Consider the following 13059-nt stretch of genomic DNA (forward strand, 5'->3'; position numbering starts at 1 on the left):
CGCACCTTAGTGAGGCGGCCCCGCGGGCTGAAGCCCCGGCCTACTTCTCCGTCTTGCCGGGTGCGTCCTCCACCTCGGCCATCGCCGGGTCCAGGACGCGGGAGAGGAAGTGCCGGGTCCGCTCGTTCTTCGGGTTGCCGATGACCTCCTCCGGGGTGCCCTGCTCGACGATGACGCCGCCGTCCATGAAGACGACCCGGTCCGCGACCTCGCGGGCGAAGGTCATCTCGTGGGTGACGACCATCATGGTCATGCCCTCCTCGGCGAGCCCCCGCATCACCGCGAGCACGTCACCGACCAGCTCGGGGTCGAGCGCGGAGGTGGGCTCGTCGAAGAGCATCACCTCGGGGCCCATGGCGAGCGAGCGCGCGATGGCCACCCGCTGCTGCTGGCCGCCGGAGAGCGAGGACGGATAGGCGTGCGCCTTGTCGGAGAGCCCGACCCGGGCCAGGTTCTCCGCCGCGACCTTCTCCGCCGCCGCCTTGTCCCGCCCGAGCACCCGGCGCTGGGGCAGCGTGAGGTTCTCGGTGACGTCGAGGTGCGGGAAGAGGTTGAACTGCTGGAACACCATGCCGATGCGCCGGCGTACGGCGTCGATGTCCACGTCCGGGTCGGTCAGCTCGGTGCCGCCGACCACGATGGTGCCCTGCTGGGGTTCCTCCAGCAGGTTGACGCAGCGCAGCAGGGTGGACTTGCCGGAGCCGGACGGCCCGATGACGCAGACCACCTCGCCCTGGCCGATCTCCAGGTCGACACCGCGCAGGACGTGGTTGTCGCCGAAGGACTTGTGCAGCCCCTCGACGCGGATCTCGGGAGTGCTCACCGGATCGCCTCCTGGGACTTGGACTCCATCCGGCGTACGACGAAGCCGAGCGGGATGGTGACCAGCAGATAGCACAGGCCGGCCACGAGGATGGGGGTGGAGTTGGCGGTGGTGCTGGCCAGGTCGTTGCCGAACTTGGACAGCTCGCGCTCCTCCAGCGTGACGCCGAGGAACAGCACCAGCGAGGAGTCCTTGAAGAGCAGGACGAGCTCGTTGGTGAGCGGCGGCAGGATGATGCGGAACGCCTGCGGGATGACGATGGAGATCATGGCCCGCGCGGGCGAGAAGCCCAGCGAACGCGCCGCCTCCATCTGCCCCTTGGGCACCGCCTGGATGCCCGCCCGGATCGTCTCGGCCATGTAGGCGGCCGAGACCAGGCCGAGGGCGACGGCGACCTTGCCGTAGGTGCCGCCCGGATACTGCACGTCCGGGAAGGCCAGCGGCACGCCGACGCCGACGAAGATGAAGATCAGCAGGGCGGGCAGGCCCCGGAAGATCTCGATGTAGATGCCGGCGAGCCAGCGGTACGGCCCCACGGAGGACAGCCGCATCAGGGCGACGACGACGCCCAGCACGAGTCCGACCACGAAGCCGGACAGCGTGTAGAGCACGGTGTTCTTCAGCGCCAGCGTGATGATGTCCGGGAACATCTGCTCGGCGATGGGCAGTTGCGCGAACTGGTTCTTCAGCCGTCCCCAGTCCGCGGAGAACGCGAAGGCGAGGACGGCGGCGACGAAGACGACGTACTGCGCGCCGCGTGAGAGCCTGCGCCGCTGCCTGCGGGTCAGGCCCTTCTTGCGGGGCTGGATGCGGGTGTCCGTGTCGGCCATCGGGTCAGGAGCCCGCGGAGGGGGAGGCGGCGGACGGGTCGTAGGGGCCGATCCACTTCTCGTAGATCTTCTTGTACTCGCCGTCGGACTTGGCGTGGGCCAGCGCCTTGTTGATCGCGGTGCGCAGGGCGGTGTTGCCCTTCTTCACCGTGAAGCCGTACTGCTCGCCGGTGTTGATGTTCTCCACCACCTGGAAGGCGGAGGCGTTGGCCTTGTCCTTCAGCCAGCCCTGGACCACCGGGTAGTCGATGACCACGGCCTGGACCTGCCCGGTGCGCAGGCCGTTGAGGACCGCGTCGGAGGAGTGGAAGGAGACCGGGTCGAGACCCTTGCTCTTGGCGAGGTCCTCACCGGTGGTCTGCGCCTGCGCGCCGAGCTTCTTGCCCTTGAGGTCCGCGAGCGACTTGATGCCGCTCTTCTTGTCGGCCAGCACGGCCTGGGTGGCCTCGAAGTAGGGGTCGGAGAAGTCGACGTTCTTCTTGCGCTCGTCGGTGATCGTCATGCCGGCCGCGGCGAGGTCGCACTGGCCGGAGTTGAGGAAGGCGCCGGTCTTGAAGTTCTCGAACGGCGTGTCCACGATCTTCTGCTTCACCCCCAGATCCTTGGCGACCAGGTCGATCAGGGAGACGTCGAAGCCCTGCACCTTGCCGTCGATCACCGACTGGAACGGCGGGTAGGGCAGGTGGGTGCAGACGGTCAGCGCCCCGGCGTTGGCGAGGTGGACCCCCTTGACGGTGGTCTTCCCGCCCCCGCCGCCCGAGGAGGAGCAGCCGGCGACGAGCGCGATCGCGGCCGTCGCGGTGATGGCTGCCAGCACACGCGGCCGGCGCCGAAGAAGGGTCTTCATGGGGGGAATCTCCCGATCGGGGGAACTGTGGGTTCCGATTATAAGGAGAGGTTTGGGCCTCTCAAATCAAACTGATGGCTTCGCGGCCGTCCAGCCTAAGATGTCGCCGGTCAAAACGGCACGGAGGCCGCCAGTTACCCTCGTCACCGTCGGCCCGCCGGGGCCGGCCCCGTGGACCTCGTGAGCGAAGAAGGCACCCGCCGTGACTCATCCCCTCCTCGACCTGCCCCCGCTGACCGCCGCGCGGTTCGCCGCCATCGAGGACCGGGTGGCCCGGCTGCTGGACACCCGGCAGGACGTGCTGGTCACCCAGGGCGAGGCGCTGCTGCCACTGGAGGGCGCGATCCGCGCGGCCGCCGGTCCGGGCACCGTGGCGCTGAACGTGATCACCGGCCCGTACGGCCAGACCTTCGGGGACTGGCTGCGCGACTCCGGCGCCACCGTGCACGACCTGGCGGTGCCCTTCGACTCGGCGGTCACCGCGGACCAGGTCCGGGCGGCGTTCGCCGAGCACCCGGAGATCGACTTCGTCTCCCTGGTCCACGCGGAGGCGGCCACCGGCAACACCAACCCGGTCGCGGAGATCGGCGAGGCGGTGCGGGAGCAGGGCGCCCTCTTCTACCTGGACGCGGTCGCCTCGGTCGGCGCCGAGCCGGTGCTGCCGGACGCCTGGGGCGTGGACCTGTGTGTGATCGGCGCCCAGAAGGCGATGGGCGGCCCCGCCGGGGTCTCGGCGATCTCGGTGAGCGAGCGGGCCTGGGAGCGGATGGCCGCCAACCCCGACGCGCCGCGCCACTCCTACCTCTCCCTGCTGGACTGGAAGGAGCGCTGGATCGACGGCGGCCGCAAGGCGCTGCCGCACGCCCCGGCGCAGCTGGAGATGCTGGCGCTGGACGCCTGCATGGAGCGGATCGAGGCGGACGGCCTGGACACGGTGATGGCCCGGCACCGCGACCTCGCGCGGGCCACGCGTGCGGGCGCGCTCGCCCTGGGCGGCGGGCTCGAGCCGTATGTGCGCGAGGAGCGGGACGCGGCGCCGGTGGCGACCACGCTGCGGGTGCCGGCGGGCACGGTGGCCTCGGAGCTGGTCGCGCGGGCACTGGAGAGCGACCCGGGGCTGCCGCTGGCCGCCGGTGGCGGGGCGCTGGCCAAGGAGATGATCCGGGTGAACCACTACGGGCCCGACGCCACGCCGCAGGTGGTGCGCCGCGCGCTGGTGGCGCTGGGCACGGCACTGGCCGGACAGGGGCTGGCGGTGGACCCGGAGGCGGCCGTGGCAGCGGTCGAGGCGTTCGCGCTCTGACCTACGGCAGCGACGAGCGGCCCGCGCGATCCCGCGCGGGCCGTTTTCCTTTCCGGCCCCCACTTCAGCCGCTTATCCATATGACGTAAATTCCCCTTGAATTCAGTCGAAGAAGCTCAGCCCTTTTCTCCTGCCCGGTTTTTGCAGAGCTAAACAACTTCGATTTCCAACGGGTTTCCATTCTGTGACACACTCCACACGGGGGGCTTTTTGTCCCGCTTTGACCTAGGTCAAAGCCGACATACCGCCGAGCGGTCCGGGCCCTACCGAGATCACCCCCGTGCATTTCGCAATTCACCTCGCTAAATTCAGGCCGCATGACTTCCGCATCCGCCGACCTGCTCATCGACAGACCCGCGGTCACCGACGGCGCCGCACTCTGGCGTCTCGCCAGGGACTCGAAAACGCTGGACCTGAACTCCTCGTACAGCTATCTGCTGTGGTGCCGTGACTTCGCCGGCACCTCGGCGGTGGCCCGTGGGGCGGACGGGGAGCCGGTCGGGTTCGTCACCGGCTACGTCCGCCCGGACCGCCCGCACACGCTGCTCGTCTGGCAGGTGGCCGTGGACGGCTCCCAGCGGGGCAGGGGCATCGCCGCCGCGCTGCTGGACGGGCTGACCGCGCGGCTCGCCGACGAGCAGGGCGTGACGGATGTGGAGACGACCATCACTCCCGGCAACACCGCCTCCGAGCGGCTGTTCACCTCGTTCGCCGAGCGCCACGGCGCCGGGCTGACCCGCGAGGTGCTGTTTCCCCGGGAGCTGTTCCCCGACGGCCCGCACGACCCCGAAGTGCTGTACCGCATAGGCCCGCTGACCCACGTCCCGGCGCACTGACGTCCCCCGAGGAGCGAATCACCGTGACCATCACCCAGCCCGACCTGAGCGTCTTCGAGACCGTGGAGTCCGAGGTGCGCAGCTACTGCCGCGGCTGGCCCGTCGTGTTCGACCAGGCGCGGGGCAGCAGGATGTACGACGAGGACGGCCACGCCTACCTCGACTTCTTCGCCGGGGCCGGCTCACTCAACTACGGCCACAACAACCCCGTGCTGAAACGGGCGCTGATCGACTATCTGGACCGCGACGGGGTGACCCACGGTCTGGACATGTCGACCACGGCCAAGCGGACCTTCCTCCAGACCTTCCAGGACCTGGTGCTGCGGCCGCGCGACCTGCCGTACAAGGTCATGTTCCCGGGCCCGACGGGGACCAACGCGGTGGAGTCCGCGCTGAAGCTGGCCCGGAAGGTGAAGGGCCGCGAGGCGATCGTGTCCTTCACCAACGCCTTCCACGGCATGTCGCTGGGCTCGCTCGCGGTCACCGGCAACGCCTTCAAGCGGGCCGGCGCCGGCGTCCCGCTGGTGCACGGCACCCCGATGCCCTTCGACAACTACTTCGACGGCACCGTGCCGGACTTCCTGTGGTTCGAGCGGCTGCTGGAGGACCAGGGCTCCGGCCTGAACAAGCCCGCCGCGGTGATCGTGGAGACCGTGCAGGGCGAGGGCGGCATCAACGTGGCCCGGCCCGAGTGGCTGCGCGCGCTGAAGGAGCTGTGCGAGCGGCAGGACATGCTGCTGATCGTCGACGACATCCAGATGGGCTGCGGCCGTACCGGTCCCTTCTTCTCCTTCGAGGAGGCGGGCATCACGCCGGACATCGTCACGGTCTCCAAGTCGATCTCCGGATACGGCCTGCCGATGTCGCTGTGCCTGTTCAAGCCGGAGCTGGACATCTGGGAGCCGGGCGAGCACAACGGCACCTTCCGCGGCAACAACCCGGCGTTCGTCACCGCCACGGCCGCGCTGGAGACGTACTGGGCCGACGGCGCCGCGATGGAGAAGCAGACCCGCACGCGCGGCGAGCAGGTCGAGCGCGAGCTGATCTCCATCACCGAGGAGAACCTGGCCGACGTGAAGGAGTACCGCGGGCGCGGGCTGGTGTGGGGCCTGGAGTTCCACCACGGCGACCGAGCCTCGCGGGTCGCCAAGCGCGCCTTCGAGCTGGGGCTGCTCATCGAGACGTCCGGTCCGCAGGGCGAGGTCGTCAAGCTGCTGCCCGCGCTGACCATCACCCCGGAGGAGCTGGACGAGGGGCTGAGCATCCTCGCCCGCGCCGTCCGCGAGACCGCCTGACACTACGAGGGCCAGACCGCCTGACCCGACAGACCGCCTGACCAGCTAGACCGCCTGACCAGCCAGACCGTCTTACCGGCTGGTGAAGAGGAGGAGACACCGTGATCGTCCGTTCGTTCAGGGACATCGAGGGCACCGACCGGCATGTGAAGGCCAAGTCGGGTACCTGGGAGAGCAAGCGCATCGTGCTCGCCAAGGAGCGGGTCGGCTTCTCCGTGCACGAGACGGTCCTGTACGCCGGGACCGAGACGTCGATGTGGTACGCCAACCACATCGAGGCCGTCGTCTGCACCGAGGGCGAGGCCGAGCTGACCGACCACGAGGACGGGCAGGTGTACACCATCACGCCCGGCACCATGTACCTGCTGAACGGGCACGAGCGCCACACGCTGCGGGTGAAGGAGGACTTCCGCTGCATCTGCGTGTTCAACCCGCCCGTGACCGGCCGGGAGGACCACGACGAGAACGGCGTCTACCCGCTGCTCACCGAGCCCGAGGAGGTGTGAGGACCATGACCACGCTCACCACCACCCCCACCGACCTCTACCCGAGCCGGGGCGCGACCGAGGTCCGCGTTCCGCGCCAGGACCCGGTCGTCTGGGGTTCCCCGGACACGCCGGGCCCGATCCGGGCGGCCGAGCTGGAGGGGTTCGAGCGCGACGGCTTCCTCACCGTCGACCAGCTCATCACCCCCGCCGAGGTGCAGGTCTACCGGCGCGAGCTGGACCGGCTGGTCGGCGACCCGGCGATCCGCGCCGACGAGCGCTCGATCGTGGAGCCGCAGTCCGGGGAGATCCGTTCCGTCTTCGAGGTGCACCGGCTCAGTGAGCTGTTCGCCAACCTCGTGCACGACGAGCGGGTGGTCGGCCGCGCCCGGCAGATCCTCGGCTCGGACGTCTACGTCCACCAGTCGCGGATCAACGTCAAGCCCGGTTTCGGTGCCAGCGGCTTCTACTGGCACTCGGACTTCGAGACCTGGCACGCCGAGGACGGCCTGCCCCACATGCGTACGGTGTCCGTCTCGATCGCGCTGACCGAGAACCACGACACCAACGGCGGCCTCATGATCATGCCGGGGTCGCACAAGACCTACCTGGGCTGCGCGGGCGCCACCCCGAAGGACAACTACAAGAAGTCGCTCCAGATGCAGGACGCGGGCACCCCATCCGACGAGGCGCTGACCGAGATGGCCGGCGAGCACGGCATCCGCCTGTTCACCGGCGCGGCGGGCTCGGCCACCTGGTTCGACTGCAACTGCATGCACGGTTCCGGCGACAACATCACGCCGTTCCCGCGCAGCAACGTCTTCATCGTGTTCAACAGCGTGGAGAACACGGCGGTGGAGCCGTTCGCGGCGCCGGTGCGCCGGCCGGAGTTCATCGGGGCGCGGGACTTCACTCCGGTGCGGTAGCCCCCGCCCGACCCCCTGTCACCGGGCCGGTGCCTCTTCGTGTGGGACGGGAGGCACCGGCCCGGTCATGTCCGGGCTCAGCCGGCCAGCGCGTCCAGCAGGCGGTCGACGTCCGCCTCGGTGTTGTAGAGGTGGAAGGACGCCCGCAGATTGCCCGCCCGGTCGGACACCTCGATGCCGGCGCGGCCCAGCTCCGGCTGGCGGGAGCCGAGGCCCGGCACCGAGACGATCGCGGAGCCCGGGGCGGGCAGCGCCTCGTGGCCCAGCGCGGCGAGCCCGGCCCGGTAGCGGTCGGCCAGCGCCGTGTCGTGCGCGTGGATCTCGGGCACCCCCAGCTCCTCGATCAGCTCCAGGGAGCGGCGCAGCGCGGGGTAGCAGAACAGGGCGGGGCTGAGGTCGAACCGCCGTGCGGAATGGGCGAGTTCGGCGACGGGGCCGTAGCAGCTGTCCCACGGCCGCTCGCCCGCCACCCAGCTGGCCAGCAGCGGGGTGAGGCCGCCGAAGTCCTCCGGGAGGACGAGGAAGGCGACGCCGTGCGGGCCGAGCAGCCACTTGTAGGACACCGACGCGGTGAAGTCCCACTCCCCCGCCTCCATCGGCAGCCACCCGGCCGCCTGGGAGAAGTCGACGTAGGTACGCGCGCCGTGGCCGGCGGCGGCCTCGCGCAGGGCGGGCAGGTCGGCCACCTTGCCGTCGGCGGACTGCGCGGCGCTGACGGCGACGAGCGCGGTGCCGGGACGGACGGATTCGGCGATCCGCTCCACGGGCACCGCGCGCACCTTGAGATCGCCCCGGACGTGGAACGGGGTGGGCACGGAGGCGAAGTCGTCCTCGGCGGTGAGGACTTCGGCGCCGGACGGCAGCGAGGCGGCGATCACCGCGCTGTGGGCGGCGACCGAGGCGCCGAGCGCGACCCGTTCGACCGGGACCCCGGCGAGCCGGGCGTAGGCGGCCCGGCACACCTCCACCTCGTCCCAGAGCGCGGTCAGCGGCTGTCCCTGCGCCCGCAGCAGCGCCGATTCGTGCAGGGCGGTGACGGCGCGGGCGGGCAGCAGGCCGTTGCTGGCGGTGTTGAGGAAGGTGCCGACCGGGGCGAACTCGGCGCGGACGAGGCTCTCGAACGTCTCCGTGGTCTCCATGACTCCACTGTGCGGCGCCCGGGTGCCGTCGTCCATCACGCATCTCTACAGGGTGTCCCCAAGCAACCCTTATGCGTCAGCCCTGCTGGGGCACCGCGCAGCCGTCGGGGCCACAGGTGCCGGCGTCGTCCCCGGTGACCGTCCTGAGCGGGGAGCGGTCGCCCCACGCCTGGGCGAGGGCCTGGGTGAAGACCTCGGCGGGCTGGGCGCCGGAGACGCCGTAGGTGCGGTCGAGGACGAAGAAGGGGACGCCGTTCGCGCCGAGCTGGGCGGCCTCGCGTTCGTCGGCGCGGACCTCGTCGGCGTAGGCGGTGGGGTCGGCGAGGACCGCGCGGGTGGCGTCCGCGTCCAGGCCGGCCTCGGCGGCCAGCTCCACCAGGTGGTCGTCGCCGCCGGTGAACACGGACTGCTCGTCGGCGAAGTTGGCCCGGTAGAGCCGGTCCAGCAGCGCCTCCTGCCTGCCCTGCTCCTTGGCGAAGTGCAGCAGGCGGTGCAGGTCGAAGGTGCTGCCGTGGTCGCGGCCGCGGGTGCGGTAGTCCAGGCCCTCGGCGGCGGCCTGGGCGCCGAGGTTGTCCTCGCCGGCCTCGGCCTGGGCCGCGCTCATGCCGTACTTGCGGGTCAGCATGTCGAGCACCGGCTGTACGTCGCCCTTGGCGCGGCCGGGGTCCAGCTCGAAGGAACGGTGCACGACCTCGACCTCGTCCCGGTGCGGGAACGCGGCGAGCGCCTTCTCGAAGCGTGCCTTGCCGACGTAGCACCAGGGGCAGGCGATGTCGGACCAGATCTCGACGCGCATCTTCAGGGCTCTCTTCCGCTCGTACCGGACGGGGACTCTCTCCGCCCGGTACGTGAACGTTCAAGCAGCTTGGTTCATTCCCCCGGCGGGGTCCAGCGCAGGAACAGGTGGTGGTCGTCCTCGGCGGGCGGCTTCGCCGGGTCGGGGACCCAGCCCTGGCGGGCGTAGAACGCCTGGGCGCGCCGGTTGTCGACGTGCACGTCGAGCACGGCGGCCCGCACGCGGTCGGCCAGCCAGCGCTCGACGCAGGCGGCGTGCAGGGCGGCGCCGAGGCCCGCGCGCCAGTGGTCCGGGGACACATGGAACTGGTACAGCTTCACCGTGTCCACCGGCTCGCCCTCCGGGGTGCGGAAGGAGGCGACGGCGACGATCTCCCCGTCCCGCACCCCGCACAGCACCTGGCCGTCGGGGCGCTCGATGGAGCCCCGCCAGGCATCCGTCCAGTCGAAGTCCGACGGAGGCAGCCCGTCCGGGTAGTACGTCGCACGGGCCCGCGCGTGCAGGGCGGCGATGATCTCGGCCTCCCCCGGCTCGGCCGGACGGATCACCAGGGCGTCCGCTGTCTCGTCACTGATCATGAGGTTCAGGACGTACGGGGCACACGCGCGGTTCCGCCCTCAGCTTCCGTCGCGCAGGTCCGCGGGCCAGGTGGGCCGGAATTCCAGGTGGTCGTAGGTCACCACGCAGCCCTCGCCGAGCGGTGACTGGGTCATGAAGCCGATCAGGGCGGCGCCGGTCTCCTTCTCGTCGCCGAGGGTGAAGAGGCGGACGAAGGTCCAGCGTTCGCCGTCGCGGGAGGCGTGGAACGCCAGCGCCCGGCCGGTGCGGCTCACCCGGAGCCAGACCGAACTGCCGGGCACGGTGAAGGAGTTGGCGTCGTCGGAGTGGCCCCGGGTGACCACCGTGCAGATGGTGGGCACGTCCGGGGAGTTCTCCAGGCAGAGCTTGGCCCAGTTCCGGTCGCCGACGTGGACGTAGAGCACCCCGGCGTCGAAGGCCGCGTTGAAGCCGACCGTGACGCGGGCGATCAGCTGGAAGTCGCCCTCGGGCGAGCCGAGCAGCCGGGGCGCGTCGGCGGCCGGGTCCAGCGCCTCTCCGGTCGGCGTGACGAACCGGTCCTGCCGGGGCCCGGCCCAGCCGGTGAGCACTCCCTTCTCGTACGACCAGTGGCCGTCCGGGCCGTACGTCCGCAAAGGGAAGGGGAGTTCGGGAAGCTCTATGTCCATCGGGCGATTCTCGCAGCCTGTTCGCGTCAGCGTTCGAGCACTCCGTCGTAACGCCGGGGCAGACGCAGCGGGTTGTCGTCCCGCAGCTCGGGCGGGAGCAGGGGCTCGGGGGTGTTCTGGTAGGCGACCGGGCGCAGCCAGCGTTCGACGGCGGTGCCGCCGACCGAGGTCGAGGTGGAGGTGGTGGCGGGGTAGGGGCCGCCATGGTGCTGGGCCGGGGCCACCGCGACCCCGGTCGGCCAGCCGTCGACCAGGACCCGGCCCGCCAGCGGGGTCAGCCGGGCCAGCAGCGCGGCCGCGTCCCCGGCCCCCGCCGCCTCGGCCGGGGAGAGCTGCACGGTCGCGGTGAGACTGCCCGGCAGCCGCTCCAGTACGGCGGTCAGCTCGTCCTCGTCCGCGTAGCGGGCCACCACGGTGACCGGGCCGAAGCACTCCTCCAGCAGCGGTTCGTACGCGTCCTCGGTGAGCCGGGCCGCGGGGACGGTGAGGAAGCCCGCGCCGACCGTGTGGGCTCCGGCCGCGCCCGGCGTGACGGGGGACTCCACCTCGGGCAGGGCCGCGCGTGCGCCGACACCCGCGAGGAAGGCGTCCCGCATGCGGTGGTCGAGCAGTACGCCGGGCTCGGTGTCGCTGACGGCGTCGGTGAGCGCCTTGACGAGGCCGTCGCCGTGGGTCCCGGCGGGCACCAGCACCAGGCCGGGCTTGACGCAGAACTGGCCGACACCGAGGGTCATGGAGGCGGCGAGTCCCGCGCCGATGTCCTGGGCCCGCTCGGCGGCCGCGTCCTCGGTGACCACGACCGGGTTGAGCGAGCCGAGTTCGCCGTGGAACGGGATCGGCACCGGGCGGGCGGCGGCCGCGTCGAACAGGGCCCGGCCGCCGCGCACCGACCCGGTGAAGCCCGCGGCGGCGACCAGGGGGTGCTTGATCAGGTCGACGCCCGCGGTGAAACCGTGCACCAGGCCGACGACGCCCGCGGGCAGCCCGTGCGCGGTGGCGGCCCGGCGCAGCACCTTGGCGACCAGCTCGGACAGCGCCGGGTGGTCGGGGTGGGCCTTGACCACGACGGGGCAGCCCGCCGCGAGCGCGCTCGCGGTGTCGCCGCCCGCGACGGAGAAGGCGAAGGGGAAGTTGGAGGCCGCGTAGACGGCCACCACGCCGAGCGGGATCTTCCAGCGGCGCAGGTCCGGCACGGGCGGGGTGGCGGCCGGGTCGGGATGGTCGATGACGACGTCCAGGAAGCCGCCCTCGTCGACCAGGCCGGCGAAGGCCCGCAACTGGTAAGCGGTGCGGGCGAGTTCGCCGGTGAGCCGGACCGGGCCGAGAGCGCTCTCGGCGTCGGCCACCTCGATCAGCAGCGCGCTCACCGTCTCCAGGCCGGTGGCGGCCTCGCGGAGGAAGGCGGCGCGCACCGCGCGGTCCGCGAGGGCACCGCGCGCGGCGTGCGCCTGGCGGACGGTGGCGTCCACCTCGTCGGCGGTGGCTTCCACCGCGACCTGCTCCCGGTGCTTCCCCGTACGCGGGTCGACACTCCAGACTGGTGCTGCTGTCACCGCGGTTCCCTCCAGACAAGGCCGCACTGCGGGGATTCGGCCATCGGCTCGTTCGATATGCTGAACGCCGTCTCCGATGGTGAATTGAGCTGTTCGGAGACTATAGGGGCGGGGGGCTTGCTCGACAGGGGTCCGGGGCCTTGGGACGACGGCCGAGCGAAGGGTCCAGGAGCGATGACGACAGCCGAGACGGGCGGCGGGGCGCAGGTCAAGTCCGCGGTGCGGACGGTGGAGTTGCTGGAGTACTTCGCGGGGCGGCCCGGCATGCACTCCCTGGCGGACGTGCAGGAGGCCGTCGGCTATCCCAAGTCCAGCCTGTACATGCTGCTGCGGACGCTGGTGGAGCTGGGCTGGGTGGAGACGGACGCGACCGGCACCCGGTACGGCATCGGGGTCCGGGCGCTGCTGGTCGGCACCTCCTACATCGACGGCGACGAGGTGGTCGCGGCGGCCCGGCCGGCGCTGGACCGGCTCGCGGACGACACGACGGAGACCATCCACCTGGCCCGGCTGGACGGCACCAACGTGGTCTACCTCGCCACCCGCCAGTCCCAGCACTACCTGCGCCCCTTCACCCGCGTCGGCCGCAGGCTCCCCGCGCACTCGACGTCGCTGGGCAAGGCACTGCTCGCCACGCACACCGACGACCAGGTACGGGCGCTGCTGCCCGAGAAGCTCCCCGCGCTCACCGAGCACACGGTGACCGACCGGGAGGAGCTGATCGCCGAGCTGCACCGCGTCCGCGAGCAGGGCTATGCCGTGGACCGCGAGGAGAACACCCTCGGCCTGCGCTGCTTCGGCGTCGCCGTGCCCTACCGCACCCCGGCCCGCGACGCCGTGAGCTGCTCGGTCCCGGTGGCCCGGCTGACCCCGGCGCACGAGCAGATGATCAGGGACGCGCTGCTGGACGCGCGGGACCGGCTGACGCTGGCGACGCGGCGGTTGTGAGCGGTCGCCGCGCACACGACACCGGCACGGTCGGCACTGAAAATCTGAACAT

General features: G+C 71.3%; 14 protein-coding genes. 6 read left to right on the forward strand and 8 right to left on the reverse strand.

The genetic code is table 11. From position 1 onward, the window contains the following. Nucleotides 1–40 precede the first annotated feature (40 nt). The 3 genes from EV284_RS31450 to EV284_RS31460 are packed head-to-tail and all read right to left on the reverse strand — an operon-like array spanning nt 41 to nt 2500. Nucleotides 41–823 carry an amino acid ABC transporter ATP-binding protein gene (locus EV284_RS31450; protein ID WP_130340226.1) on the reverse strand — a complete coding sequence of 261 codons (783 nt, stop codon included), beginning with the start codon at nt 821–823 and terminating at the stop codon, nt 41–43. Continuing rightward, a complete protein-coding gene (locus tag EV284_RS31455) occupies nt 820–1653 on the reverse strand; it encodes an amino acid ABC transporter permease (RefSeq protein WP_130340228.1) in 834 nt (277 codons plus the stop codon). Before EV284_RS31455 ends, EV284_RS31450 begins: the two co-directional genes overlap by 4 nt. Nucleotides 1654–1657: 4 nt before the next feature. Further along, the gene (locus EV284_RS31460) at nt 1658–2500 is read right to left on the reverse strand and encodes a basic amino acid ABC transporter substrate-binding protein (RefSeq protein WP_130340230.1); all 843 of its coding nucleotides are present in this window, start codon (nt 2498–2500) and stop codon (nt 1658–1660) included. Nucleotides 2501–2702: 202 nt separating this feature from the next. Here EV284_RS31460 and EV284_RS31465 point away from each other — a divergent pair, with 202 nt between their 5' ends. The 5 genes from EV284_RS31465 to thpD all read left to right on the forward strand — a co-directional run bounded on the left by EV284_RS31465 (nt 2703) and on the right by thpD (nt 7345). Beyond that, nucleotides 2703–3803, forward strand: a complete 1101-nt coding sequence (locus tag EV284_RS31465) for an aminotransferase class V-fold PLP-dependent enzyme (protein WP_130340232.1) — start codon at nt 2703–2705, stop codon at nt 3801–3803. A 317-nt stretch (nt 3804–4120) separates the two neighbouring features. Next, nucleotides 4121–4639 (forward strand): diaminobutyrate acetyltransferase, encoded by a 519-nt coding sequence (ectA, locus tag EV284_RS31470; protein ID WP_130340234.1) that lies wholly within the window; start codon nt 4121–4123, stop codon nt 4637–4639. Nucleotides 4640–4662: 23 nt separating this feature from the next. Continuing rightward, a complete protein-coding gene (gene ectB, locus EV284_RS31475; protein ID WP_130340236.1) occupies nt 4663–5934 on the forward strand; it encodes a diaminobutyrate--2-oxoglutarate transaminase in 1272 nt (423 codons plus the stop codon). 101 nt (nt 5935–6035) lie between these two features. Then, nucleotides 6036–6440 carry an ectoine synthase gene (locus tag EV284_RS31480; protein WP_130340238.1) on the forward strand — a complete coding sequence of 135 codons (405 nt, stop codon included), beginning with the start codon at nt 6036–6038 and terminating at the stop codon, nt 6438–6440. A gap of 5 nt (nt 6441–6445) precedes the next feature. After that, complete coding sequence (gene thpD, locus EV284_RS31485; RefSeq protein ID WP_130340240.1) at nt 6446–7345, forward strand: ectoine hydroxylase; 900 nt, start codon at nt 6446–6448, stop codon at nt 7343–7345. A 77-nt stretch (nt 7346–7422) separates the two neighbouring features. Here the strand turns inward: thpD and EV284_RS31490 are convergent, their stop codons facing one another. The 5 genes from EV284_RS31490 to EV284_RS31510 form a co-directional block, all read right to left on the reverse strand. Further along, nucleotides 7423–8484, reverse strand: a complete 1062-nt coding sequence (locus EV284_RS31490; protein ID WP_130340242.1) for an aminotransferase class V-fold PLP-dependent enzyme — start codon at nt 8482–8484, stop codon at nt 7423–7425. Nucleotides 8485–8560: 76 nt separating this feature from the next. Beyond that, nucleotides 8561–9280, reverse strand: coding sequence for a DsbA family oxidoreductase (locus EV284_RS31495; RefSeq protein WP_130340244.1), 720 nt, complete (start codon nt 9278–9280; stop codon nt 8561–8563). Between the two features lie 74 nt (nt 9281–9354). Next, the gene (locus tag EV284_RS31500) at nt 9355–9858 is read right to left on the reverse strand and encodes a GNAT family N-acetyltransferase (RefSeq protein ID WP_207229184.1); all 504 of its coding nucleotides are present in this window, start codon (nt 9856–9858) and stop codon (nt 9355–9357) included. A gap of 39 nt (nt 9859–9897) precedes the next feature. Continuing rightward, nucleotides 9898–10506, reverse strand: a complete 609-nt coding sequence (locus EV284_RS31505; protein ID WP_130340246.1) for a DUF1349 domain-containing protein — start codon at nt 10504–10506, stop codon at nt 9898–9900. Nucleotides 10507–10532: 26 nt separating this feature from the next. After that, the gene (locus EV284_RS31510) at nt 10533–12059 is read right to left on the reverse strand and encodes an aldehyde dehydrogenase (NADP(+)) (protein ID WP_130340248.1); all 1527 of its coding nucleotides are present in this window, start codon (nt 12057–12059) and stop codon (nt 10533–10535) included. A 174-nt stretch (nt 12060–12233) separates the two neighbouring features. On the opposite strand from EV284_RS31510, the gene EV284_RS31515 reads away from it, so the two are divergent. After that, nucleotides 12234–13007 carry an IclR family transcriptional regulator gene (locus EV284_RS31515; protein ID WP_130340250.1) on the forward strand — a complete coding sequence of 258 codons (774 nt, stop codon included), beginning with the start codon at nt 12234–12236 and terminating at the stop codon, nt 13005–13007. Nucleotides 13008–13059: the final 52 nt, after the last annotated feature.

Origin of the sequence: Streptomyces sp. BK022, from assembly GCF_004217355.1 — a bacterium.
GTDB lineage: Bacteria > Actinomycetota > Actinomycetes > Streptomycetales > Streptomycetaceae > Streptomyces > Streptomyces griseoluteus.